The organism is Streptomyces sp. NPDC007971 (assembly GCF_042958635.1).
Taxonomy (GTDB): domain Bacteria; phylum Actinomycetota; class Actinomycetes; order Streptomycetales; family Streptomycetaceae; genus Streptomyces.
The window spans coordinates 179,479-202,711 of record NZ_JBIBJK010000018.1; the positions used below are offsets into that span (position 1 = coordinate 179,479).

Sequence of the window (23,233 nt, forward strand, 5' to 3'; positions counted from 1 at the left end):
TGCCCAGTACGGCCGGCTCCACCCCGCCACCCCCCGCGCGTGGTTGCGCAACGACGGAGGCAGGGATGGAGCCCAGCCGGAGGATTCAGCCTCGCGTCAGGACAGCTGCCCGTCGTAGTCCGGGAGCTTGAACGTCTTCTCGGCGTGGCCGCCCGAGAGGTCGGTGGCGCTGTTGCCGATGTTCGCGATGATCTTGTAGCCGTGGTTCTCGATGTCGACGCGCTGGGCGGTCTTGTAGTCGCCGACGTTCTTGAAGAGGTCGAAGAAGCCGCGGACGTAGAGGCCGGAGACGTCGTAGCCGTCGTGCTCGAGGTTGTACTCGGTGGGCCAGTAGATGATGCCCGGGCGGGCGGTGACGAAGAAGAGGGAGACGCCGTGCTCCTGGGCGTACCGGGCGACGTCCAGGACGGGCTTGTTGGCCGGCTGCGGGTAGCTGAAGCCGAAGTCGGTCTCCAGCGTGGTGTTGTCGATGTCGAAGACGATCGCCTGCTTCTCGCCGGGCTCGGCGTCCGCGATGCGCTCCTTCAGGTACGGCAGGGCCTGGCCCATCACCGTCTGGCAGTCCTTCTGCCAGGTCGCGTAGTCGACCTTGGCGGCGGTGGCGCTGCTGCTCGCGGTGGCGCCGCTGCTGGTGGTGGTCGCCGCCTCGGCCGGGGTGGCGAGCGCGGCGAGCGCGGCCACGGAGACGGCGGCGACGGCTGTCCGGCGCGCCCAGGGGCGTCTGGTCATCGGTGGGGGTCCTCTCACGTCCGTACGCTGCACGGCCTGACTGGGAATGTCAGGAGCATGATGTGTGGCAAGGGTGGCGCGAGGGGAACCATAGGGTTACTGAACGGTAGGCAGCCAAGGGGTGTGCGTCACATTTCTTCGTCCGTTGATTCGGGAAACCGGCTGTAAGCCGGTGATGTGCCACACAGGCGAAATGTCCGTTACTAGCCTAGATAGTGGGACATTTGATCCGGGCAAAAGGGAACTTTTAGCCCGGAACCTCGCATCAAATACCGCAGTCGGTAAGGCCGATCCGCAGCGGGCGGGTTCGCTGTCAAGAGGTGGGTTGTTCTGTGCTCATCTACTACTGAATGCCGTAGATGGGGGGGATTGAGCCGGGATGGCCCTGCGGGTTACCAATGACGGGCCACCCGGCGAACGGCTTTGCGCCAGGTGGCGGTTCCGTCCCCGAAACCACGAGGTATCGATGTTCAAGCGCGTCACGTCCCGTTCTTCCCGTACGTCCTCGCTTCGCAACCGCGTGGCTGTCCTGGCCGCCGGAGTGGGCGCCACGGCCGTGCTGGGTGCCGGGGTCGCGAGCGCCGCAGCGCCGTCCGCCGCCTCCTGGGTCGACCCGGTGAAGACGTACACGCTCTCGGCCAGCTTCATGCAGGACGGCAGCCACTGGGCCCACAAGCACAGCGGGCAGGACTTCGCCGTGCCGACCGGCACCGAGGTCATGGCCGCGCACGGCGGAACCGTCGTCAAGGCCGGCGGCAACGGCGCCGGTGACGGCCCCGCCTACGGCAACGCCATCGTCATCAGCCACGGCAACGGCACGTACTCGCAGTACGCCCACCTGTCCCGGATCGACGTGAAGGTCGGCCAGGTCGTCAAGACCGGCCAGCACATAGCCCTGTCGGGCTCCACCGGTAACTCCACCGGCCCGCACCTGCACTTCGAGATCCGTACCACCCCCAACTACGGCTCCGCCGTCAACCCGGTCGACTTCCTGCGGGCCCACGGCGTCACCGTCTGATTCAGTCCCTCCTGCGGGCGCCCTCGTGCGCCTGCGTGACGAGGCCCATGGCGACTTCGAGAACGGCCTCGCGCCGTGTCTCGAAGTCGCCTTCCAGGTCCTGCATCAGGAACATCGCGGCGTGCAGCGTGAACATCGCACTGACGCAGCGGATCTGTTCCACGAGGGGCGCGTCGGGGTCGATGAAGATGTCCCGGAGGTCGCGCATGCGGTCCTTGAAGGTGTCGCCGATGCGCAGTTCCCGAACCGTCGCCTGGTTCTCGTGCATGAACCGGAAGAGCGGTTCCGCGCCGGCCAGGGCCTGGCTGTAGCGCCGTACGATCTCGTGCTTGGTCTCCAGGGTGTGCGGCTGCTGCCTGCCCCACTCGATCAGGTCCTCGATCGGTTTCGTCAGGTCCTCGAAGAGGCTGACGATGATCTCTTCCTTCGTCTTGAAGTGGTAGTACAGGGCCGCCTTGGTGACGTCGAGGCGCTCGGCGATCTCGCGCAGCGAGGTCTTCTCGTAGCCCTGCTCGGCGAAGAGTTCGAGTGCCACGTCCTGGATGCGCTGGCGGGTGTTGCCGCGGCGCTGATGCTTGGTGCCGTCCATGGTGACGCTCATCCTCGTACTCCTCGCGCTCCCGCGGAAACTTACTTGACGACCGGCAAGTGAAACCTCTACCTTCCCAGTGTAGTCAGAACTAGCCGGGCGGCAAGTAAGTGAGGCCGCCAGGGGGAGTGGGAAGATGGCGGACACCCAGGCGGCCGTGAAGGCCCCCGAGGCAGTGGGCAAGCCGGAGAAACAGCCGAAGAGCGTGCGGGTGGTTCTGCTCGCTCTCATGATCGCGATGATGCTCGCGATGATGCTCGCGATGCTCGACAACATGATCGTGGGCACGGCGATGCCGACGATCGTGGGTGAGCTGGGCGGCCTGGAACACCTGTCCTGGGTGGTGACCGGGTACACCCTGGCGACCGCGGCCTCGACCCCGGTCTGGGGCAAGCTCGGAGACATGTTCGGGCGCAAGGGCGCCTTCCTCAGCTCGATCGTGATCTTCCTGGTCGGTTCCGCGCTGAGCGGCATGGCCCAGAACATGGGCCAGCTGATCGGGTTCCGGGCCGTCCAGGGGCTCGGTGCCGGCGGTCTGATGGTCGGCGTCATGGCGATCATCGGTGACCTCATACCGCCGCGCGAGCGCGGCAAGTACCAGGGCATGATGGCCGGCGTCATGGCGCTGGCGATGATCGGCGGTCCGCTGGTCGGCGGCACCATCACCGACAACTGGGGCTGGCGCTGGACCTTCTACATCAACCTGCCGCTCGGCGCCGTGGCCCTCGCGCTGGTCACCGCGGTGCTGCACCTGCCGAAGAAGCGGTCCAAGGCGGGCATCGACTACCTCGGTGTCGTCCTGCTGACCGTCGGCATCACCTCCATCGTGCTCGTCACGACCTGGGGCGGCAGTGAGTATGCCTGGACGTCCGCGCGGATCATGGAGCTGATCGGTATCGGCGTGGCCGCGCTGGTCGGATTCGTGTTCTGGCAGACCAGGGTCGCCGAGCCGGTGCTTCCGCTGCACATCTTCCGGAGCCGCAACTTCACCCTGATGTCGGTCATCGGCTTCATCACGGGCTTCGTGATGTTCGGTGCCACCCTCTTCCTGCCGCTCTACCAGCAGTCGGTGCAGGGCGCCTCCGCGACCAACTCGGGTCTGCTGCTCCTGCCGATGCTCGGCGCGATGCTGGTGACCTCGATGGTGGCCGGGCGGGTCACCACCAACAGCGGCCGCTACAAGGTCTTCCCGATCGTCGGCGGTGTGCTGATGATCGTCGGCCTGTACCTGCTGTCGACGATGGACACCGGCACCACGCGGCTGACGTCCGGCATCTACATGGCCGTGCTCGGTGCGGGCATGGGCTGCCTGATGCAGATCACCATGCTGGTCGCGCAGAACAGCGTGCAGATGAAGGACATGGGCGTGGCCTCCTCGTCCACCACCCTGTTCCGTACGCTCGGCTCCTCCTTCGGCGTGGCCATCATGGGGGCGCTGTTCAACCACCGGGTCCAGGACGTCATGGCCGAGCGGGCCGGCGCGCTGGGCAAGAACATCACCGAGAAGTCCGCCCAGCTGGACGCGGCGAGCCTCGCGAAGCTGCCGGCGCAGGCGCGGGAGGCGTACCAGCACGCGGTGTCCTCCGGCACCCACTCGGCGTTCCTGCTGGGTTCGGTGATCGCGGTGCTGGTGCTGATCGCCTCGCTGTTCGTGAAGGAAGTTCCGCTGAAGGGCGGGCCGCAGAAGCCCGCGGCGGAGGGCGGCGAGGGTCCGGCGCCGCTGATCGACGCGGTCTGAGCCCACCCCTGCATCAAGGCTGTACGAAGGCCCCCGGTCGGTGTCCGCCCCGGGGGCCTTCGCCGTGCCCTGCCGCCGTGCCTGGTTGCCGTGCCCTGCGCCCGGCCGCCCTGCCCTGCCGCTGTGCCTGATCGCCTGGCCCGGTCGCCGTCCCGACGACTGTCAGTGCCCCGTGTCACCATCGGCGTCATGGAGAAGATCCGCCGGTTGCGCCTGGCCAAGGACGCCATGGACCGTGACTGGGCCGACCCCGGGCTCGATCTGGATGCGGTGGCCGCGCATGCCGGGTACTCGCGGTATCACTTCCTGCGCGCCTTCAAGGACGCCTACGGCGAGACTCCCGGGCAGTATCTGACGCACCGCAGGATCGAGCGCGCCGAGGAGATGCTGCGCGGTGCCGACCTCTCGGTGACGGAGATCTGCACCCTGATCGGCTTCAGCAGCCTCGGCACGTTCTCCGCCCGCTTCAAAGCCCGCACCGGACGCACCCCGAGCGAGTACCGCACCGAGCACGTGGGCCGCGGCGCCTCCCTCATACCCGGCTGTTACGCCCTGCTCTGGGCCGGTGGCTTCAACACCGCAACATCGAAGAAGCGCTCCGGACCCGGCCCTGCCTACGGTGGCGAGCAGGAACAGCAGCAGCCTGCCGACGGGAGAGCAGATCCATGATCAAGGGCCTGGGCATCACCACCGTATGGACCTCCGACCAGCAGCGGACGAAGGCCTTCTTCACCGAGAAACTGGGCTTCGAGGTGCGCAGCGAGGTCGCCATGGGCGACATGCGCTGGGTCACCGTCGGCGCCAGGGACCAGCCCGGGGTGGAGCTGGCCCTGATGAGCCTGGACGGCCCCGGCCTCGACCCCGAGTCGGCCGAGGCACTGAAGAAGCTGGTGGCCAAGGGGGTGCTGGGGGCCGGCGCGTTCCGTACGGACGACTGCCGGGGGGACTACGAGACCTTCCGGTCGCGCGGCGTGGAGTTTCTCCAGGAGCCGCAGGAGCGGCCGTACGGCATCGAGGCGATCTTCCGGGACGACAACGGCAACTGGTTCTCGCTGACCGAGCGCAGCGAGGAACTGGACTTCTCGAAGGACTGGGCCTGAGGGAGGGCCGGAGGGGGCCTGGGGGAGGGCCTGAAAAGGCCTGAGGGGGCCTGGGAAGGAGGGACCAGGGGGAGGCCCTCGCCTGAGCGAGGTCCTGACTTGAGAGAGATCCTGGCCCGAGGGAGGTCCCGGGCTGAGAGGAATCCTGGTCCGAGGAGGTCCTGGTCCGAGGAGGTCCTGGTCCGAGGAGGTCCAGGTCCGAGGGAGGTCCGGGCCCGAGTCTCAGCGGCCGGTCGCCAGGGTGGCGCCGCCCGTCGCCTCCAGGACCACGCCGGTCACGAAGTCGTTGGCGGCGAGCAGGTGCACGGCACGGGCGATGTCCTCGGGGCGGCCGACGCGGCCCACGGGAGTGACGGCGGCGAAGCCGTCGAAGAGGGCGCTGCGCTGCTCCGCCGGTACGGCGTCCCACCAGGGCGTGTCGACGACGCCCGGGGAGACCGCGTTGATCCGCAGCGGCGCCAGCTCCACCGCGAGGGGCGGCACCATCGCCTCCAGCGCGCCGTTGATCGCCGCGAGGCCGGCGGTGCCGGGGAGGGCGGCACGGGCGGAGGCGGCGGTCACCAGGGTGACCGAACCATCGCGGCGCAGGGCGGGCAGAGCCGCCTGCAGGACGTGGACGTGCGGCCAGAACTTGCCGTCGAAGCCGGCAGCCAACTCGGCGAGGTCCAGCCCGGCGAAGGGGCCGCCGCCCTTGGAGCCGCTGACGGCGATGACGAGGTGGTCCACGGTTCCGGACCGGCCGAAGAAGGCGTCCACGGCGGGCCGGTCGGCCGCGTCCAGACGGTACGTCGACACCTTGCCCTCGATCCGGGCCGCGGCCGCGTCGAGGCGGTCCTGGCCGCGGCCGGTGATGACCACCTCCGCGCCGTCCGCGGCGAAGAAGGCGGCCGTCGCCTCCCCGATGCCGGAGCCGCCGCCCATGACGACGACGCGCTGTCCGGCGAGGGGGCTGGTGTTCGGAGTGCTCATGAGTGGCTTCTCTCCTGATGCGTCACCGGGTTCCGACCTTTTGTCGAGAACGCCGGTCTCGATAAAGTGTTACCGAGACCGCTAGTCTCGTCAAGGGGTGGCGGAGCCGAGGGGAGACCGCTTCAAGGGCTGACCGAGTCCAGGACTGGCGGCGCCGAGGACTGCCGGGGCCGCGGGCCGTCTGGGCCGAGGGCCGGCGGAGTCAGGCGCCGACAGCGCCGAGGGGCGGCTGAGCCGAGGGGTGACAGAGCGAGGGGTGACTGAGCCAAGAGCACCCCGGAGTCGGAGAGGATGAGCCCGTGGACACGAAAGAACCCGGCACCGCAGGCGCGGCGCCCCGCCCGCACACTGGTCGGCGCCGCAACGAGGCGGCCCGCCGGGCGATCCTCGACGCCGCCCTGGAACTGCTCGCCGACGCCGACGGCGCCCCGGTGAGCGTGGAGACCATCGCGCGGGCGGCCGGGGTCGGCAAGCAGACGCTGTACCGCTGGTGGCCGTCGAAGGGTGCCGTGCTGCTGGACGCGCTCGCCGACCGCGCGGCCCAGGACGTCCCCGCGCCGGACACCGGCACCCTGCGCGGGGATCTGCGCGCGCTGGCGGTGGCCACCTTCGAGACGTCGCAGCGCTCACCGGCCGCACCGGCCCTGCGCGCCCTCGTCCGGGAAGCGGCCCGCGATCCGCATCTGGCGGAGCTGCTGCGGACGTTCACCGAGTCCCGCCGGGCGGCCGCGCGCGCCGTCCTCGAACGCGGCCGCGAGCGGGGCGAACTCGCCGGCGACCGGGATGTCGACCTGCTGGTCGACCAGTTCTACGGCTTCTTCTGGTACCGCTTCCTGCTCGGCCACGCCCCCCTGGACGCGGCCACGGCCGAGCGCCTCGCCGACTCCCTGCTCAGCTAGTGCCGCCGATGCCGCGCGTGCTGCCCGTGCTGCCCGTGCCGCGCGTGCTGCCCGTGCCGCGCGTGCTGCTCGTGCCGCCGGACAGCGGCAGCATGGGATAGCTGCCCGTGCTGGTGGGCGCGTGTTCCGGAAGCCACAGGACGGCCACCGCACCCTCGGCCGGGACGTGCTCGGGAGCTCCGATGGGGCGCACGTTGCGGAAGGTCAGGCGGGCGCCCAGCACCCGGGCCTGGCCGGCCGCGATGGTCAGGCCCAGACCGTGGCCCTGGCCGGCGCGGGACTTGCTGCCGGTGCGGAACCGGCTCGGACCCTCGGCGAGCAGCTTCTCGGGGAAGCCGGGGCCGTGGTCGCGCACCCGGATGACCCGGCCCTCGACACTCACCTCGATCGGCGGCTTGCCGTGCCGGGCGGCGTTGGCGAGCAGGTTGAACAGCACCCGCTCCAGACGGCGCGGGTCGGTGGTGACCTCCGACTCGTGCACCACCTGTACGGAGGCGTCCGGATCCTTGGCGGCCACGCGCCGGGTCACGAACTCACCCAGCATGATGTCCTGCAGCTCGGCCCGCTCGGAGGCGCTGTCCAGCCGGGCCACCTCCAGGACGTCCTCGACCAGCGTGCGCATCGCCTTCGCGCGGTCCAGGACCAACTCGGTGGGCCGGCCGGGCGGCAGCAGTTCGGCCGCGGTCAGCAGGCCCGTCACCGGGGTGCGCAGTTCGTGCGCGATGTCGGCGGTGACCCGCCGCTCGGCCTCCAGCCGCTGCCGCAGCGCGTCCGCCATGGCGTCCACCGCGTGCGCGAGATCGTCGGTCTCGTCCCGTACGACCCCGCCGATGGCCTCCCGCACCCGTACGTCCGTCTCGCCGTTGGCGAGCTGGCCCGCCGCGGCCGCCGCCTTGCGCAGCCGCCGCGACAACTGACCGCCGATCAGCACACCGAGCGCGCTGCCACCGAGCACGACCGCGATGGAGCCGATGACCAGGGCCTGGTCGAGGTCCTTCATCACGTCCGCGGACCGGTCCGGGAAGGAGCTGTGCAGGGACAGCACGTGCCCGTCCTTGGCGGGCACGGCCGCCCAGATGTCCGGCGGCCCGCCGGCGTGGTCCGTGACGTCGCTGACCCGACGGCCCTTCTCGACCTTCTCGCGCAGGGCGGGGGGCAGTTCGGGGTCGTCGATCTTGATGTTGGGGAAGTTCGTCCGCCCGAGCCGCTCGTAATTGCCCTCGGCGACCTGCACACGCTCGTTGGCCAGATCGCGCGCGTTGTCCAGCATCGAGACCCGGGCGGCGTTGTGCACGACCAGGCTGAGTGCTATCGCCACAAGCCCGGCGACCAGGGCGATCGCCGCGCTCAGCTTCCATCTGAGCCCGGTCTTGAGACCCGCGCTCTCCGCCCATCCCACCGGGCGCCGCATGAACCCCCGCATCGCCGCCCCGCTCAGGCCTTCAACTTGTAGCCGAAGCCGCGGACCGTCTCGATCCGGTCCTGGCCGATCTTCTGGCGCAGCCGCTGCACATGGACGTCGACGACCCGGGTGTCCCCGCCCCAGCCGTAGTCCCACACCCGTTCGAGCAGCTTGTCACGGGAGAGCACGGTGCCCGGCGCGCCGGAGAACTCCAGCAGCAGCCGCATCTCGGTCGGGGTGAGAGCCACCGGCTGCCCGGCCCGGTGCACCTCCATGCCCTCGGTGTCGATCTCCAGGTCACCGAAGGTCAGCGCGCCGGCGTCCACCTCCGCGGGGGAGTCCCCGCTCTGCGCGGCCCCGCCGGCGTGCCCGAAGCGGCGCAGCACCGCGCGGATCCGGGCGACCAGGACGGCGCCGTCGAACGGCTTGGTCACATAGTCGTCGGCGCCCGCCTCCAGGCCGAGGACGACGTCGATGGAGTCGGCCCGCGCCGAGAGCATGATCACCGGCACGGTCGACTCGTCCCGGATGCGACGGCACAGGCTGACGCCGTCGAGGCCCGGGACCATGACGTCCAGCAGCGCGATGTCCGGCCGGTTCGCGCGAAAGGCGTCCAGGCCGGACAGCCCGTCGGGCATGGCGGTGACCGCGAAGCCGTCCCGCTCCAGGGCGAGCTGTGTGGCCTCGCGGATGACGTCGTCGTCCTCGACGAACAGGACGTGGGTCTGGTCTGCCATCCCGCTGCTCTCAGTCCTTGTGATGTGCGTGCGTGGGGGGTTCAGCCGTCCGACGAGGACGCCGCGTCGCCGCCGGTTTTGCTGTATTTGGTGTCGTGCCTGTACCGCTCGACGAACCGGTCCGCCTTCCACCTGTAGGTGATCACAGTCTCCTTGGAAGGGTTCGACACCTGATCGTCCGTGTCATACACCTGCTTGGTCACGGTCAGGCCGGTGCCGTCGATATCCGCGACGACCGGCGACTCCTCCGCCTTGAACACATTCTTGTACGTACCGCCGACGTACCGGTACACGTACGTGCCGATACCCACCCAGTCACTGCAGGCCGACACGTTGATCAGCATGTCGTCCACGGAGCCGCCGGTCAGATCGCCGTAGGTGACCTGGACCGCATCGTCATCGCCGTCGCACGGCTTCAGGTCGCGCTTGACGGACGCCGAGACCGCCGGGTCATTCATGAGCAGGTCCACGGGGTCCACGTGCGGGTCGGAGTCGGAGGGGCTGGGTGACGGCGAGGCGAAGGCGCCCGCCATCGCGGACGCGTGCGCCGGGCCCTCGTCCCGGGCCCCCTCGCCCCCGCTGCTGCACGAGGCGGTGAAAAGGGCGAGGGCGGCGATCGAGGCCACAGCCGCGATCACCGCCAAAGAACTAACTCGGGCCTCACCGGGCCCGGCCCCGGTCAGGCCGCGCAACGCTCCCGCTCCTCACGCTCCAGCGCGCGTGCGTCCAGATCGCGGGCCTCCAGCTCCTCGCGGAGCCGGGCGAGCGCCCGGTGCAGCGTGCTCTTGACCGTACCGGCCGACATGCCGAGGGCGGCGGCCGTCTCCTCCGTGGACATCTGCTCCCAGTGTCGCAGCACCACGACGCTCCGCTGCTTCGGAGCGAGAACCTTCATGATGTCCATGAGGAGTGCCCGGTCGGCGTGCTGCTCGGTGGAGTCGTCCACGGACGCGTCCGGCAGCTGCTCGGTCGGGACCTCCTCCAGCTTGCGCGCCCGCCACCACTCGGTACGGGTGTTGATCATCACCCGGCGAAGGTAGGCGTCCGCGAGCCGCTTGTCCGCGATGCCCTCCCAGCGGCCGTACGTCCGCACCAGCGCGGTCTGCAGCAGGTCCTGGGCGTCGACGGGGTCCGGGACCAGCCGGCGGGCGCTGCGCAGCAGCGCGTCCTGCCGAGTGCGGACGTACTCCTCGAATTCGAGCACCTCGCCCTGCGCCATGATCAACCGCCTCCGTTCCCCGTGTCCTCGGGCCCACGCCCGAAGTCCTGCTTTCTCACCGGCCCGTGGTCTGCCGGGCACAGGAAAAAACTACGGAGTGGTTGTCACGGGGCTGTGCGGAGCAGCCTTCGGCTAGCAATCGGCTGTCCGTCGGTTGTGTAACGGAAGCAGGTTCGGGGTAGAGGAGGGGGCCCTTATGTACCTTTATGTAGTGGTTTGTCGGATTGGAGGGGCCGTAACGGAAGGCCGTGCGCTGTGACTTGGCTGAGTGTCAGGTGAGCGGCAGCCGGTACAGCCCCCCCGGCAGCGGTTCCACCAGGCCGTCCGTCACCAGGCCGTCGAGCGCCCGGGCGCGCTGCACCGGCTCGTGCCACACCCGGTCCAACGCCGCCTGCGGCACCGGCACGTGCGCCTCCCGCAGCACGGCGAGCAGCTTGCCGCGCACCTGGCGGTCCGTGCCCGCGTACGTCTGCCCGCGGCGCGGCGGACCCTCGTGCTCCGGCTTGCCCGCGAGCCGCCAGGCGCACTGCGCGGCGATCGGGCAGCGGTGGCATCCCTCGTTCTTGGCGGTGCACACCAGCGCACCCAGCTCCATGGACGCGGCGGCCCAGCGGGCGGCGGTCCGCTCGTCCTCGGGCAGCAGCTCGCGGGCCAGGCGCCGCTCGGCCGCGGTGGTGGCGTTCGGCGGGTACTGCATCCCCGCCACCGCCCGGGCGAAGACCCGGCGGACGTTCGTGTCCAGCACCGCGTGCCGCTGCCCGTAGGCGAAGGACGCCACGGCGGCCGCCGTGTACTCGCCGATGCCGGGCAGTGCCAGCAGCTGCGCGTGGTCCGTCGGCACGTCCCCGCCGTGCCGTTCCGTTATGGCGACGGCGGCGCTGTGCAGGCGCAGGGCGCGGCGCGGATAGCCGAGGCGGCCCCAGGCGCGCACCGCCTCGCCGGGAGCCTCCTCGGCGAGATCGGCGGGGCGCGGCCAGCGGGCCAGCCATTCCTCGTAGACGGGCAGCACCCGGCTCACCGGGGTCTGCTGGAGCATGAACTCGCTGACCATCACCCCCCACGGGCCCGCATCCGGGCGGCGCCAGGGGAGGTCGCGGGCGTGTGTGTCGAACCAGGCGATCACGGGAGCGTGGAGCTTCTCAGTCATGGCTCTCCGATCCTGCCACGGCCGGGGCGGGCATGGCAGGTGACCGCGCGGACACGGAGCGTGGCGCTCGGGGAAAAGCTGTCCGCCGGGCGGCAGTTGCCGGGATGATGATCCGGAAAAGTTGATGCCCGGGCGGCGGGTGACGCAAGCAAGCACCCCGATCTCTCGTACAGTTTGGGCCGTGGGATCTCTGCGCAATCCGGTCGGGCCGCTTCCCTCCTCCATCTACTGGCGTCGGAGGGCCGTCATGCTGTCGGTGGCCGCCCTGTTGGCGCTGCTGACCGTCTGGATCGTCACGTCAGGCGGCGGGGGAGAGAAGAAGAACGCCGGCGGGGGCAGCGACAAGAATCCCGTCTCCACGATCACGCCGGGGCCCACCTCCTCGGGGCCCGCGATCAGCCAACACCCGGGCGGGCGCGACGAGTCGAGCGGCGGCGGCTCCGGCGGGACCGGCTCCGCCTCCGGCGACGGCTCCGGGTCGGACGGCAAGGACGGCACCGGCTCCCCGGGATCCGACGGCTCCTCGGGCTCCGGGTCCGGCGGCGGCCAGGTCGGTACGGACGACGCGCTGCCGGCGTCCTCCTCCCTGCCCAACTGCGGCACCGGTGCGGTCACGTTGACCCTGCGCAGCCTGCACAACTCGTACTCGCCGGACCAGACGCCGTCCTTCGAACTCATTGCGAAGAACACGTCGTCCGGTGACTGCAAGGTCGACCTCGGGCCGAAGAGCGCGGTGTTGACCGTCATGCCGGCGGCCGACAGCCACGTCTACTGGTCCTCCGCCGACTGCCCGAAGGGCGCCGCGAGCCTGGTGTTCCGGGTGCCCGCGGGGCAGAGCATCACGTACACCGTGCAGTGGGACCGCAAGCCGAGCGCTGCCCAGTGCGCGACGCCTCCGGCGGGTTCGGCCAAGCCCGGAACGTATCTGCTGGAGGCCAAGGCACCCGGCTTCGCCAAGGCCCGGACCTCGTTCGTCCTGTCCGCCGACTAGCGGTCACAGAGGGAGACCGGCCGAAGGACGGACCACTCGTCCCTCCCCGACGGGCTGCCGCCGCGCCCACCCGTGCCGCCCCAGCGGCACGACTGCCCGCAGCTGAGGGAAGCTGGAGACGCGCCCCAGAGGGACACGGGCCTCTTGATGTGCGGCTCGGCCGCACGGCCGCGACGAGCGTCAACCGACCGGCCCCTGACGCCGGCGCGCAGCCAGGCGCCCCAAAGGGGCGCGGGGAACTGCGCGACCAGCCCCCGACACCCCGCAGCCGAAAACGAGACGGGCGGCCCCCCGGATCAACGAGCGGCCCCCCGACTCAGGCGAACCGCTCAGACACGGCGCTCAGACGAAGCGGTCGGGCGAGGCACTCACGACGAGGCGCTCGGACGCGGCGTTCGGACGCGGCGTTCGGACCAGGCGCTCACGACGAGGCACGCAGACGCGGCACTCAGATGCGGCACTCGGGCACCGCACTCAGGCACCGCACTCAGACGTACCGCTCAAGGATCGACGATTCCGCCAGCCGGGACAGGCCCTCGCGGACGCTCCTCGCGCGCGCCTCACCGACCCCGTCCACCGTCTGGAGATCGTCGACGCTCGCTGCCAGCAGCTTCTGCAGGCCCCCGAAGTGCTCCACCAGCCGGTCGATGATCGCGCCCGGAAGCCGCGGCACCTTGGCCAGGAGCCGGAAGCCGCGCGGGGACACCGCCGAGTCGAGGGTCTCGGGGGAGCCCGTGTAGCCCAGCGCCCGCGCCACCGTGCCCAGCTCCAGCAGTTCCGCGTGGCTGAGGGCGTCCAGCTCCGCGAGGGCCTCCTCGACCGTACGGGAGCGCTTCGCCGTGGGCTCGGGGACGTAGTCCCGCACGACCAGCTCACGGTCCGGCTCCACGCCCGCGATCAGCTCCTCCAGCTGGAGTGCCAGAAGACGGCCGTCCGTGCCCAGTTCGACCACGTATTCGGCGATTTCGGTGGCGATGCGCCGCACCATCTCCAGGCGCTGCGCGACCGCCGACACGTCCCGGACCGTCACCAGGTCCTCGATCTCCAGCGCCGACAGCGTGCCCGCGACCTCGTCCAGGCGCAGCTTGTACCGCTCCAGGGTCGCCAGCGCCTGGTTCGCGCGGGACAGGATCGCCGCCGAGTCCTCCAGGACGCGCCGCTGCCCGTCGACGTACAGGGCGATCAGCCGCATCGACTGGGAGACCGACACCACCGGGAAGCCGACCTGCTTGGAGACCCGGTCCGCCGTGCGGTGACGGGTGCCCGTCTCCTCCGTCGGGATCGTCGGGTCCGGCACCAGCTGCACACCGGCCCGCAGGATCTTCGACAGGTCCGACGACACCACGATGCCGCCGTCCAGCTTGCACAGCTCCCGCAGGCGCGTGGCGGTGAACTCGACATCCAGGACGAAACCGCCCGTGCACATCGCCTCGACGGTCTTGTCGGAGCCGAGGACGATGAGTCCGCCGGTGTTGCCGCGCAGGACCCGCTCAAGGCCGTCACGCAGGGCCGTACCCGGAGCCACAGCGCTCAGCGAGGCGCGCATCAGGCCATCGGAACCGGCACTCCCACCGGACTTTCCGGGAGCTGCTGCCCGGTCGTTGGCTGCCACTGCACTCCTCCGGTCGCAGGTTCTGGGCGCTGCCGTCGTGCGCACTCGGTTCGTACGGACGGGCGAGACCTGGGCAAAGTCTACCGGCGGTCCTCCGCCTCCCGTGGGGCCTCTCGGCGACGGGAGCGTGGCAGTACTCTCAGCGCGTCCCCAATGTCCGCGACTTCCAGGACCTTCATCCCGGCCGGGATCTTGCCCGGATCGCCCGGCACGAGCGCGTGCGTGAAGCCCAGCCGGTGCGCCTCGGCGAGTCTGCGCTGCACGCCCGTGACCCGTCTGACCTCGCCCGCCAGGCCCACCTCGCCGATCGCGACCAGGTTCTTCGGCAGCGGGACGTCGCTCGCGGCCGAGGCGAGCGCGAGCGCGACGGCGAGGTCGGCGGCCGGCTCGGAGAGCTTCACCCCGCCGACGGTCGCGGAGTAGATGTCCCGCTTGCCGAGCGCGCTGATCCGGCCGCGCTGCTCCAGCACCGCGAGCATCATCGACACGCGGGAGGTCTCCAGGCCCGAGGTGGTCCGGCGCGGGGAGGGGATCTGGGAGTCGACGGTAAGCGCCTGCACCTCGGCCACCAGCGGGCGGCGGCCCTCCAGGGTGACGGTCAGGCAGGTGCCGGGGACCGGTTCGTCACGACGGGTCAGGAAAAGTCCGCTTGGGTCGGCAAGGCTCGTAATGCCCTCGTCGTGCAGTTCGAAGCAGCCGACCTCGTCCGTGGCGCCGTAGCGGTTCTTCACGCCGCGGACCAGGCGCAGGCGTGCGTGCCGGTCGCCCTCGAAGTGCAGGACGACGTCGACCAGGTGCTCCAGCAGTCGGGGGCCGGCGATCGCGCCGTCCTTGGTGACGTGGCCCACCAGCAGCGTGGACATCCCGCGCTCCTTGGAGGCGCGGATCAGGGCGCCGGCCACCTCGCGGACCTGGGCCATGCCGCCGGGCGCGCCGTCGATCTCCGGGGAGGCCACCGTCTGCACCGAGTCGAGGATCAGCAGGGAGGGCTTCACCTCGTCCAAGTGGCCGAGGACCGCGGACAGGTCGGTCTCGGCGGCCAGGTACAGGTCGTCGTCGAGAGCGCGGATGCGGTCGGCGCGCAGCCGCACCTGGCTCGCGGACTCCTCGCCGGTCACATACAGGGTGCGGTGCTCCGCGCTCGCCGACTTGGCGGCCACGTCCAGCAGCAGGGTGGACTTGCCGACGCCCGGCTCGCCCGCGAGCAGGACGACCGCGCCGGGGACGAGACCGCCACCGAGCACCCGGTCCAGCTCCGGCACGCCGGTCGAGCGGGCGGTGGCCTGCCGGCCGTCGACCTGGCCGATGGGCAGCGCGGACTTCGTCACGCGGCCCGGTGCCGTCGTACGGACCGCGGGCGTGCCGTACTCGTCGATCGTGCCCCAGGCCTGGCACTCGGGGCAGCGGCCGAGCCACTTGGCCGTCTGCCAGCCGCACTCCGTGCAGCGGTAGGACGGGCGGTCCTTGGTGGTCTTGGTACGGGCAGCCATGCGGAAACCGTAGCCCGCGCCACTGACAGAGCCCGCCCGGGGCGCACGCGGTGGACCGGTAACGGCCACGAGCCGTCCGGTTCGAGCCGCGGAACGGAGGCCTCCTGTCCCCTTATGAGGGATCGTTTCACCCGTACGGATTAAAAGTGCTCAAGGTGCACGAAGGTGCACTCCACGGCCGCCTACGGTCGCACGGGTGATGAGCAGCAGTCCGGAGACCACGACCCGCACCACTGGCGCTCACCGGGCGCACCGCGAAGTGCGCGACCGAGCCGCCGCACGCACCCTCGCCCACCGGCCGCCGGCGCGCTACGAGCCGTACCTGGACGGTCTGTTCACCTACTGCCTGTCGGTGCTGTGCGACCACGACGCGGCCACCGCCGCCCTCGGGGACGTCCTCGCGCTGGCGGAGCGGCGCGGGCAGCGCATCCCGGAGGCGGCCGCCGACCGCAGGGCCTGGCTGTACGCGCTGGCCCGCTGGGCGTGCCTGCGAGGGCTCGCCGAAGCCAAGCAGAAACGTCAGGCCACTCATGCGGCCGGCCGTTCGGCGCCCGGAAAACAGGCACCCGATCCACCCGCCGCGCCCGAGGTCCAGGAGCAGCGGCGCCGCGAACTCGCGCTGCTCGCCTGGCCGGAAGCGGCCGGTACCACCCCCGAACAGCGCGAGGCCCTCGAACTCGCCGTGCGCCACCACCTGGCCGCCCACGAGGTCGCCGCCGTCCTCGGCATGGAGCCCGCCACCGCCCGGGAACTGCTGGCCTCCGCCGCCTGCGAGGTCGAGCGCACCCGCGCCGCGCTCGCCGTGGTCGAGACCGGCGGCTGCCCGAGCGTGGCCCATCTCACCGGAGACAGCCAGCTGGTCCTCAGCACGGCCCTGCGCCGCGAGCTGGTCCGCCATGTCGACGACTGCCCGCGCTGCCGCCGCACCGCCGAGCGCGCGGTGACCGGCCCCTGGCCCGGCGCCACCGTCACCCCGGCCGAGCTGCCCGTCCTGGAGGCCCCGCGCGCGGCCCTGCACATCGCCCTCGCCCACACCCCCCGCGCGCGAGGTGCGGCCGTCCCGCGCTTCGACCGGCGCGGCTTCCCGATGGACCCCAAGGACCGCGCGGCCCGCCGCGACCGCCTGCGCGCGCGTGCCGTCACCACGACGGTCGTCGCCACCGTCGTCGCCGCCCCCGTGCTCGCCCTGTGGGCCGCCTACCGGGGCACGCCCGCCGTCGGCGAGGACGGCAGGACGCCCACCGCGCGCGAGGCGCAGGGCCCCGACGAGCTCGGCAGCGACACCGCGGGCGGCTACGAGAACGCGGGCAACGCCAGCGTGAAGCCCGGCGCCGGCCCGGGCCGGCACGGCACCTCGGACGTCTCCGTGGAGGTCGTCAGCGTCTCCGGGGGAGACAAGAAGGGCACCGGGGACCTCGCGGTGAGCGCCGCCAACGACGGCGACACCACGCTGATCACCCTCACCGCCTCCGGTTCCGCCCCGGTCCGCTGGTCCGCGTCCACCCCGGCGGCCTGGCTCTACCTCAGCCGGTCGTCGGGAACCCTCGCCCCCGGCCAGACCCTGACGGTGAAGGTGTACGTCGACCATCTGCGCGAGCCGTCCGGCCACTGGCACGCGCACGTGGCGGTCTCACCGGCCGGCGCCGTGGTCACCATCGAGGGCTACGGCACCGCCCCCAGCGGCCCCGCGAGCCCGCCCCCGACCCCCAGCCACGAGCCGACCACGCCCCCTGCCTCGCCCCCCACGGATCCGCCGGGCGGCCAGAGCCCGTCCCCGACCGACCCGAGCCCCAGCCCCACGCCCTCGGACCCGACCCCGTCCGACCCGCCCCCGACTCCGTCCCCGCCCCCGGGGGACGACGGCACCCCGAGCCCCTCGGACAGCTAGCGGGCTCCCGGCGAAGACCTCAGCGGCCCGGCTCCGGGTCCGCCGGGTGGGGTGCCACCAGCGGCAGCTGCGATGCCAGCCGCTGCTCGCACAGCTCGACGAGACGGTCGTAGCCGGCCTTGCCCATCAGCTCGGTCAGCTCGGCCCGGTAGGAGACGTACACCGGCTCGCCCGCGCCGTGCGCCGAGGTCGCCGACGTGCACCACCAGTGCAGGTCGTGGCCGCCCGGACCCCAGCCCCGGCGGTCGTACTCGCCGATCGACACCTGCAGCACGCGCGTGTCGTCCGGCCGGTCGATCCAGTCGTACGTCCGCCGGATCGGCAGCTGCCAGCACACGTCCGGCTTGGTCTCCAGCGGCTCCCGGCCCTCCTTCAGGGCGAGGATGTGCAGCGAGCAGCCCGCGCCGCCCGCGAACCCGGGGCGGTTCTGGAAGATGCACGAGCCCTGGAAGGGCCGGGTCTGCCGGGATCCGTCCTCGTCCTCGGAGATCCAGCCGCCCCGCGCGCCCTCCTCGTGGTGCTGCCAGATCTCCGGAGTGAGCCGCGCCACGTGCCCGGCGACCCGCTTCTCGTCGTCCTCGTCGGAGAAGTGCGCGCCCAGCGTGCAGCACCCGTCGTCCGCGCGGCCCGCCTGGATGCCCTGGCAGCCGCTGCCGAAGATGCAGTTCCAGCGAGAGGTCAGCCATGTCAGATCGCAGCGGAACACCTGCTCCTCGTCCGCCGGATCAGGGAACTCCACCCATGCGCGCGCGAAGTCGAGCCCCTTCTCGTCGCTCACCTTCGGGGCCTTCGTGGGCGTCTTGCCGGACTTGGAAGACTTGGCTCCCTTGTCGTCCTTCGCCTTTTTCGTCTTTGGCACCTGTCCAGGGTAAGTGTCCAGGGGCCGCTGCGGGGACCGAGCACGGACGATCTGGCAGTAGCGTTCCGTATATGAGACTCGGTGTCCTGGACGTGGGTTCGAACACGGTGCATCTGCTGGTGGTGGACGCCCACCCCGGCGCGCGCCCGCTGCCCGCGCATTCGCACAAGGCCGAACTGCGGCTCGCCCAACTGCTCGACGACAGCGGTGCCATCGGTGACGACGGCGTCGAGAAGCTGATCGCCGTCGTACGGGACGCGCTCCAGGCCGCCGAGGACAAGGGTGTCGAGGACCTGCTGCCGTTCGCGACCTCCGCCGTGCGCGAGGCGACCAACGCCGACGAGGTCCTCGCGCGCGTGGAGGAGCAGACCGGTGTACGCCTCCAGGTCCTCACCGGCCCGGAGGAGGCCCGGCTCACCTTCCTCGCCGTCCGCCGCTGGTACGGCTGGTCCGCCGGAAAACTGCTGGTCCTGGACATCGGCGGGGGTTCCCTGGAGATCGCCTACGGCATCGACGAGGAGCCGGACACCGCCGTCTCGCTGCCGCTCGGCGCCGGCCGCCTCACCGCCGGCTGGCTGCCCGGCGACCCGCCCGACCCCGACGCGGTCCGCGCCCTGCGCCGCCATGTGCGCGCGCAGATCGCCCGGACCGTCGGCGAATTCAGCCGCTTCGGCGCCCCCGACCACGTGGTCGCCACCTCCAAGACGTTCAAGCAGCTGGCCCGCATCGCCGGCGCCGCCCGCAGCGCCGACGGCCTCTACGTCCAGCGCGAACTCAAGCGGGAGTCCCTGGAGGCCTGGGTCCCGCGTCTGTCCGGCATGTCGGCGGACCAGCGCGCCGAACTCCCCGGGGTCTCGGAGGGCCGCGCCCGCCAGATACTGGCCGGTGCGCTGGTGGCCGAGGGCGCGATGGACCTGTTCGGAGTGGAGAGCCTGGAGGTCTGCCCGTGGGCCCTGAGGGAGGGCGTGATCCTGCGGCGGCTCGATCACATGGGAAGCGCCTAGTCGCCTGACGGCGGTTCGATCACCCCGGGAGTGTCCGGTCGTCCGACGGCGGTTTCGATCACCCGGGGAGTGTCGGCCGTCCGACGGCGGTCCGAGCGCGTTGCAGGCGGTCGGTCACGCAGGGGTGCGGTGCCGTACGGGCGTGCGGCCACCGCCGCACGCCCGCCACCGGCCCCCACGCACCGCGTACGACCGGCCCCCGGACGCCTCCCCGCGGGGGCTCCCACGCATCTCCCCGCGGGCTCCCCACGGCCGCCCGGTAACCCCTCGGGCGCCCGAATGGCGAACGTCACAACGGCGAATAGGCACCCCACCCCCTCACCACTCGACCCCGTAAGGTGACGGACGTGGTTGAACCAACGCACGCGCGCATCGCGCTGTCGACCGCCTCCGTCTACCCGGAGTCCACGGCGACGGCCTTCGAGATCGCCGCGCGCCTCGGCTACGACGGCGTCGAGGTCATGGTGTGGACGGACCCGGTCAGCCAGGACATCGAGGCGCTGCGCCGCCTGTCCGACTACCACGGCATTCCGATCCTGGCCGTCCACGCCCCCTGTCTGCTGATCACCCAGCGGGTCTGGTCCACCGACCCCTGGGTCAAGCTCCAGCGGGCCCGGTCGGCCGCCGAGAAGCTGGGCGCCTCCACCGTCGTCGTGCACCCGCCCTTCCGGTGGCAGCGGCAGTACGCCCGCGACTTCGTCGCCGGGATCTGGCGGATGGCGAACGAGACGGATGTGCGCTTCGCCGTGGAGAACATGTACCCGTGGCGCTATCGCGACCGCGAGATGCTGGCCTACGCCCCGGACTGGGACGTCACCAAGGACGACTACCGGCACTTCACGATCGACCTCAGCCACACGTCGACGGCTCGCACCGACGCCCTGCACATGATCGACCGCATGGGCGACCGCCTCGGTCACGTCCACCTCGCCGACGGGCGCGGCTCGGCCAAGGACGAGCACCTGGTCCCGGGACGCGGCACCCAGCCCTGCGCCGAGCTGCTGGAACGTCTCTCCGTCGGCGGTTTCGACGGCCATGTCGTCATCGAGGTCAACACCCGGCGGGCGATGTCCAGCGCCGAGCGCGAGGCCGACCTCGCCGAGGCCCTGGCCTTCACGCGCCGGCACCTGGCTCATGCGGTGGAGGTGCCGAGGCGATGACCGGGACCACGGCACGACGGCGGGGGCGGCCCCCGCGCACCGAATCGGCGGACACCCGCGACCGCATCCTGACCGCGGCCCGCGAGCAGTTCTCCGAACGCGGCTACGACAAGACGTCCGTACGCGGGATCGCCAAGACCGCCGACGTGGACTCGGCACTGGTCCACCACTACTTCGGCACCAAGGAACAGATCTTCGAGGCCGCCATCGCGGTCGCCTTCGCGCCCGCGCTCGACGCGCCGAACGCGGTGGCCGACGGGCCGCTGGAGGGGGTGGGGGAGCGGCTGACCCGCTTCGTCTTCGGCGTCTGGGACAACCCCACGACCCGTGCGCCCCTCCTGGCGATCCTCCGGTCCGCCGTGAACAACGAGACCGCTGCCGCGGTCTTCCGCCGCCTGGTCGCCTCCCAGCTGCTGCGCCGCGTCGCCGCCCAGGTGGACCTGCCGGACGCGGAGCTGCGGGCCGAGCTGGCCGCCGCGCAGATCGTGGGCACGGCGATGATGCGCTACGTGATCAAGCTGGAGCCGCTGGCCTCGGCGGACCTGGAACAGATCATCACCCGGGTGGCACCGGTGGTCCAGCGCCACCTGACGGAGCCGTGACCGGGGCGGGACGCGCGGCCCGCCCCGAGCTGCGTGACCGGGGAAGGGCGGCGCGGCCGGACGGCGGCGTGACCCGGCCCGGCGGCGTCACCTGTCGGATCCGTGAAACACCCGTCCCGCATTCCGGACAACCGTGTCCATCCCTTGGAGGGGCGGCGTACGCTCAAAGGAGCCGGAACCCTCTCCGGCGGTAGGTCTTCGAAGGAGCGAGCGACGATGCCCGAGCTGAGGTCCCGCACAGTCACCCACGGCCGCAACATGGCGGGCGCCCGCGCCCTGATGCGCGCCTCCGGTGTACCCGGTGCGGACATCGGCCGGAAGCCGGTCATCGCGGTCGCCAACTCCTTCACCGAGTTCGTGCCGGGGCACACCCACCTCCAGCCCGTCGGCCGGATCGTCAGCGAGGCGATCAAGGAGGCCGGCGGCATCCCGCGCGAGTTCAACACGATCGCGGTCGACGACGGCATCGCCATGGGACACGGCGGCATGCTCTACAGCCTCCCCTCCCGCGACCTGATCGCGGACAGCGTGGAGTACATGGTCGAGGCCCACTGCGCCGACGCCCTGGTCTGCATCTCCAACTGCGACAAGATCACCCCGGGCATGCTGCTGGCGGCCCTGCGCCTGAACATCCCGACGGTCTTCGTCTCCGGCGGCCCGATGGAGTCCGGCCGGGCCACGCTGGTCGACGGCACGGTCCGCACCCTCGACCTGGTCGACGCGATCTCCGACGCCGTCAACGACAAGATCTCCGACGAGGACATCCTCCGGATCGAGGAGAACGCCTGTCCGACCTGCGGCAGCTGTTCGGGCATGTTCACCGCCAACTCGATGAACTGCCTGACCGAGGCCATCGGCCTCTCCCTGCCCGGCAACGGCTCGGTCCTCGCCACCCACACCGCACGCAAGCAGCTCTACGTCGACGCGGCCCGCACGGTCATGGACCTCACCCGCCGCTACTACGAGCAGGACGACGACACCGCCCTGCCGCTCAACATCGCCACCTTCCAGGCCTTCGAGAACGCCATGGCGCTGGACATCGCGATGGGCGGCTCCACGAACACGATCCTGCACCTGCTGGCCGCCGCCCAGGAGGCGGGCGTCCCCTTCGGACTGGAGCAGATCGACGCCGTCTCGCGCCGCGTCCCCTGCCTGGCCAAGGTCGCGCCCAACGTCGCGAAGAACCGCACGTACTACATGGAGGACGTGCACCGCGCCGGCGGCATCCCCGCCCTCCTCGGCGAACTGCACCGCGCCGGTCTCCTCAACGAGGACGTCCACGCGGTCCACAGCCCCTCCCTCTCCGACTGGCTGAAGACCTGGGACGTCCGCGGCGGCTCCCCGTCCCCCGAGGCTGTGGAGCTGTGGCACGCGGCCCCCGGCTGCGTCCGCTCCGCCGAGGCCTTCTCCCAGTCCGAGCGCTGGGAGGCGCTGGACGACGACGCCGAGGGCGGCTGCATCCGCTCCGCCGAGCACGCCTACTCCAAGGACGGCGGCCTCGCGGTCCTCAGGGGCAACCTGGCCGTGGACGGCTGCGTGGTCAAGACGGCCGGCGTCGACGAGTCCATCTGGACCTTCGAGGGCCCGGCCGTGGTCTGCGAGTCCCAGGAGGAGGCCGTCCAGCGGATCCTCACCCAGGAGGTCAAGGACGGCGACGTCGTCGTCATCCGCTACGAGGGCCCCAAGGGCGGTCCCGGCATGCAGGAGATGCTCTACCCGACCTCGTATCTGAAGGGCCGGGGCCTGGGCAAGTCCTGCGCCCTGATCACCGACGGACGCTTCTCCGGCGGCACGTCCGGCCTCTCCATCGGCCACGCGTCCCCCGAGGCGGCCTCCGGCGGCACGATCGCCCTGGTCCAGGACGGCGACCGGATCCGCATCGACATCCCCGACCGCACCATCGAGCTGCTGGTCGACGAGGCGGAACTCGCCCGCCGCGAGGAAGCCCTCGACGGCGCCTACGCCCCCAGGAACCGCGACCGCAAGGTCTCGGCCGCCCTGCGCGCCTACGCCGCGATGGCGACCAGCGCGGACAAGGGCGCGGTGCGCGACGTGACCAAGCTGGCGTGACCGAGCTGGG

The 23,233-nt window shown here is 71.4% G+C and carries 22 protein-coding genes; 11 read left to right on the top strand and 11 right to left on the bottom strand.

What is annotated here, in order from left to right; genetic code table 11:
* Positions 1-96: 96 nt before the first annotated feature.
* A complete protein-coding gene (locus tag ACFZCP_RS32920) occupies positions 97-729 on the bottom strand; it encodes an HAD family acid phosphatase (protein ID WP_391434452.1) in 633 nt (210 codons plus the stop codon).
* A 466-nt stretch (positions 730-1,195) separates the two neighbouring features.
* Here ACFZCP_RS32920 and ACFZCP_RS32925 point away from each other — a divergent pair, with 466 nt between their 5' ends.
* Positions 1,196-1,747 carry a peptidoglycan DD-metalloendopeptidase family protein gene (locus ACFZCP_RS32925; RefSeq protein ID WP_391434454.1) on the top strand — a complete coding sequence of 184 codons (552 nt, stop codon included), beginning with the start codon at positions 1,196-1,198 and terminating at the stop codon, positions 1,745-1,747.
* 1 nt (position 1,748) lies between these two features.
* Here the strand turns inward: ACFZCP_RS32925 and ACFZCP_RS32930 are convergent, their stop codons facing one another.
* A complete protein-coding gene (locus ACFZCP_RS32930) occupies positions 1,749-2,348 on the bottom strand; it encodes a TetR family transcriptional regulator (protein ID WP_391434457.1) in 600 nt (199 codons plus the stop codon).
* Positions 2,349-2,472: 124 nt separating this feature from the next.
* On the opposite strand from ACFZCP_RS32930, the gene ACFZCP_RS32935 reads away from it, so the two are divergent.
* The 3 genes from ACFZCP_RS32935 (at position 2,473) to ACFZCP_RS32945 (ending at position 5,174) form a co-directional block, all read left to right on the top strand.
* Positions 2,473-4,074 carry a DHA2 family efflux MFS transporter permease subunit gene (locus ACFZCP_RS32935; RefSeq protein ID WP_391434459.1) on the top strand — a complete coding sequence of 534 codons (1,602 nt, stop codon included), beginning with the start codon at positions 2,473-2,475 and terminating at the stop codon, positions 4,072-4,074.
* 189 nt (positions 4,075-4,263) lie between these two features.
* The gene (locus ACFZCP_RS32940; protein WP_391434464.1) at positions 4,264-4,743 is read left to right on the top strand and encodes a helix-turn-helix domain-containing protein; all 480 of its coding nucleotides are present in this window, start codon (positions 4,264-4,266) and stop codon (positions 4,741-4,743) included.
* Positions 4,740-5,174: a VOC family protein gene (locus tag ACFZCP_RS32945; RefSeq protein ID WP_391434467.1), complete on the top strand. Its 435-nt coding sequence runs from the start codon at positions 4,740-4,742 to the stop codon at positions 5,172-5,174. Before ACFZCP_RS32940 ends, ACFZCP_RS32945 begins: the two co-directional genes overlap by 4 nt.
* Positions 5,175-5,396: 222 nt before the next feature.
* Here ACFZCP_RS32945 and ACFZCP_RS32950 read toward each other — a convergent pair whose 3' ends face one another.
* Positions 5,397-6,143 carry an SDR family oxidoreductase gene (locus tag ACFZCP_RS32950; protein WP_391434469.1) on the bottom strand — a complete coding sequence of 249 codons (747 nt, stop codon included), beginning with the start codon at positions 6,141-6,143 and terminating at the stop codon, positions 5,397-5,399.
* Positions 6,144-6,442: 299 nt separating this feature from the next.
* On the opposite strand from ACFZCP_RS32950, the gene ACFZCP_RS32955 reads away from it, so the two are divergent.
* Complete coding sequence (locus tag ACFZCP_RS32955; RefSeq protein WP_391434471.1) at positions 6,443-7,042, top strand: TetR/AcrR family transcriptional regulator C-terminal ligand-binding domain-containing protein; 600 nt, start codon at positions 6,443-6,445, stop codon at positions 7,040-7,042.
* On the opposite strand, the gene cseC is transcribed toward ACFZCP_RS32955, so the two are convergent.
* From cseC to ACFZCP_RS32980, 5 genes are all read right to left on the bottom strand, one after another.
* Complete coding sequence (cseC, locus tag ACFZCP_RS32960; protein ID WP_391434476.1) at positions 7,035-8,465, bottom strand: two-component system sensor histidine kinase CseC; 1,431 nt, start codon at positions 8,463-8,465, stop codon at positions 7,035-7,037. The genes ACFZCP_RS32955 and cseC overlap by 8 nt on opposite strands.
* Before the next feature lie 11 nt (positions 8,466-8,476).
* Positions 8,477-9,181: a two-component system response regulator CseB gene (cseB, locus tag ACFZCP_RS32965; RefSeq protein WP_362692555.1), complete on the bottom strand. Its 705-nt coding sequence runs from the start codon at positions 9,179-9,181 to the stop codon at positions 8,477-8,479.
* A gap of 41 nt (positions 9,182-9,222) precedes the next feature.
* Positions 9,223-9,873, bottom strand: a complete 651-nt coding sequence (locus tag ACFZCP_RS32970) for a hypothetical protein (protein WP_391434480.1) — start codon at positions 9,871-9,873, stop codon at positions 9,223-9,225.
* Positions 9,861-10,400 carry a SigE family RNA polymerase sigma factor gene (locus ACFZCP_RS32975; protein ID WP_067006350.1) on the bottom strand — a complete coding sequence of 180 codons (540 nt, stop codon included), beginning with the start codon at positions 10,398-10,400 and terminating at the stop codon, positions 9,861-9,863. Before ACFZCP_RS32975 ends, ACFZCP_RS32970 begins: the two co-directional genes overlap by 13 nt.
* A gap of 271 nt (positions 10,401-10,671) precedes the next feature.
* On the bottom strand, positions 10,672-11,547 hold the full coding sequence (locus ACFZCP_RS32980; RefSeq protein ID WP_391434483.1) for an A/G-specific adenine glycosylase: 876 nt from the start codon (positions 11,545-11,547) through the stop codon (positions 10,672-10,674).
* Positions 11,548-11,728: 181 nt separating this feature from the next.
* Between ACFZCP_RS32980 and ACFZCP_RS32985 the strand changes: the two genes are divergently transcribed.
* Entirely contained in the window at positions 11,729-12,538 is an 810-nt protein-coding gene (locus ACFZCP_RS32985) for a hypothetical protein (protein WP_391434487.1), read from the top strand.
* A 487-nt stretch (positions 12,539-13,025) separates the two neighbouring features.
* On the opposite strand, the gene disA is transcribed toward ACFZCP_RS32985, so the two are convergent.
* Entirely contained in the window at positions 13,026-14,150 is a 1,125-nt protein-coding gene (gene disA / locus ACFZCP_RS32990; protein WP_391434491.1) for a DNA integrity scanning diadenylate cyclase DisA, read from the bottom strand.
* An 80-nt stretch (positions 14,151-14,230) separates the two neighbouring features.
* Positions 14,231-15,640: a DNA repair protein RadA gene (radA, locus tag ACFZCP_RS32995; protein ID WP_391434495.1), complete on the bottom strand. Its 1,410-nt coding sequence runs from the start codon at positions 15,638-15,640 to the stop codon at positions 14,231-14,233.
* Between the two features lie 199 nt (positions 15,641-15,839).
* Between radA and ACFZCP_RS33000 the strand changes: the two genes are divergently transcribed.
* The gene (locus ACFZCP_RS33000; RefSeq protein WP_391434498.1) at positions 15,840-17,528 is read left to right on the top strand and encodes a hypothetical protein; all 1,689 of its coding nucleotides are present in this window, start codon (positions 15,840-15,842) and stop codon (positions 17,526-17,528) included.
* A 19-nt stretch (positions 17,529-17,547) separates the two neighbouring features.
* On the opposite strand, the gene ACFZCP_RS33005 is transcribed toward ACFZCP_RS33000, so the two are convergent.
* A complete protein-coding gene (locus ACFZCP_RS33005; protein WP_391434502.1) occupies positions 17,548-18,387 on the bottom strand; it encodes a hypothetical protein in 840 nt (279 codons plus the stop codon).
* A 71-nt stretch (positions 18,388-18,458) separates the two neighbouring features.
* Between ACFZCP_RS33005 and ACFZCP_RS33010 the strand changes: the two genes are divergently transcribed.
* The 4 genes from ACFZCP_RS33010 (at position 18,459) to ilvD (ending at position 23,223) form a co-directional block, all read left to right on the top strand.
* Positions 18,459-19,391 carry a Ppx/GppA family phosphatase gene (locus ACFZCP_RS33010; protein WP_391434505.1) on the top strand — a complete coding sequence of 311 codons (933 nt, stop codon included), beginning with the start codon at positions 18,459-18,461 and terminating at the stop codon, positions 19,389-19,391.
* Positions 19,392-19,729: 338 nt separating this feature from the next.
* Entirely contained in the window at positions 19,730-20,551 is an 822-nt protein-coding gene (locus ACFZCP_RS33015) for a TIM barrel protein (protein WP_391434509.1), read from the top strand.
* Complete coding sequence (locus ACFZCP_RS33020) at positions 20,548-21,153, top strand: TetR family transcriptional regulator (RefSeq protein ID WP_391434512.1); 606 nt, start codon at positions 20,548-20,550, stop codon at positions 21,151-21,153. Before ACFZCP_RS33015 ends, ACFZCP_RS33020 begins: the two co-directional genes overlap by 4 nt.
* Before the next feature lie 216 nt (positions 21,154-21,369).
* Positions 21,370-23,223, top strand: coding sequence for a dihydroxy-acid dehydratase (gene ilvD / locus ACFZCP_RS33025; RefSeq protein WP_391434515.1), 1,854 nt, complete (start codon positions 21,370-21,372; stop codon positions 23,221-23,223).
* The last annotated feature ends 10 nt before the right edge of the window (positions 23,224-23,233 follow it).

Excerpts from the sequence above, each read along its gene's own strand:
- ACFZCP_RS32920 (WP_391434452.1), bottom strand. The coding sequence starts at position 729 with ATGACCAGACGCCCCTGGGCGCGCCGGACAGCCGTCGCCGCCGTCTCC.
- ACFZCP_RS32925 (WP_391434454.1), top strand. The coding sequence starts at position 1,196 with ATGTTCAAGCGCGTCACGTCCCGTTCTTCCCGTACGTCCTCGCTTCGC.
- ACFZCP_RS32930 (WP_391434457.1), bottom strand. The coding sequence starts at position 2,348 with ATGAGCGTCACCATGGACGGCACCAAGCATCAGCGCCGCGGCAACACC.
- ACFZCP_RS32935 (WP_391434459.1), top strand. The coding sequence starts at position 2,473 with ATGGCGGACACCCAGGCGGCCGTGAAGGCCCCCGAGGCAGTGGGCAAG.
- ACFZCP_RS32940 (WP_391434464.1), top strand. The coding sequence starts at position 4,264 with ATGGAGAAGATCCGCCGGTTGCGCCTGGCCAAGGACGCCATGGACCGT.
- ACFZCP_RS32945 (WP_391434467.1), top strand. The coding sequence starts at position 4,740 with ATGATCAAGGGCCTGGGCATCACCACCGTATGGACCTCCGACCAGCAG.
- ACFZCP_RS32950 (WP_391434469.1), bottom strand. The coding sequence starts at position 6,143 with ATGAGCACTCCGAACACCAGCCCCCTCGCCGGACAGCGCGTCGTCGTC.
- cseC (WP_391434476.1), bottom strand. The coding sequence starts at position 8,465 with ATGCGGGGGTTCATGCGGCGCCCGGTGGGATGGGCGGAGAGCGCGGGT.
- cseB (WP_362692555.1), bottom strand. The coding sequence starts at position 9,181 with ATGGCAGACCAGACCCACGTCCTGTTCGTCGAGGACGACGACGTCATC.
- ACFZCP_RS32975 (WP_067006350.1), bottom strand. The coding sequence starts at position 10,400 with ATGGCGCAGGGCGAGGTGCTCGAATTCGAGGAGTACGTCCGCACTCGG.
- ACFZCP_RS32980 (WP_391434483.1), bottom strand. The coding sequence starts at position 11,547 with ATGACTGAGAAGCTCCACGCTCCCGTGATCGCCTGGTTCGACACACAC.
- radA (WP_391434495.1), bottom strand. The coding sequence starts at position 15,640 with ATGGCTGCCCGTACCAAGACCACCAAGGACCGCCCGTCCTACCGCTGC.
- ACFZCP_RS33000 (WP_391434498.1), top strand. The coding sequence starts at position 15,840 with ATGAGCAGCAGTCCGGAGACCACGACCCGCACCACTGGCGCTCACCGG.
- ACFZCP_RS33010 (WP_391434505.1), top strand. The coding sequence starts at position 18,459 with ATGAGACTCGGTGTCCTGGACGTGGGTTCGAACACGGTGCATCTGCTG.
- ACFZCP_RS33020 (WP_391434512.1), top strand. The coding sequence starts at position 20,548 with ATGACCGGGACCACGGCACGACGGCGGGGGCGGCCCCCGCGCACCGAA.
- ilvD (WP_391434515.1), top strand. The coding sequence starts at position 21,370 with ATGCCCGAGCTGAGGTCCCGCACAGTCACCCACGGCCGCAACATGGCG.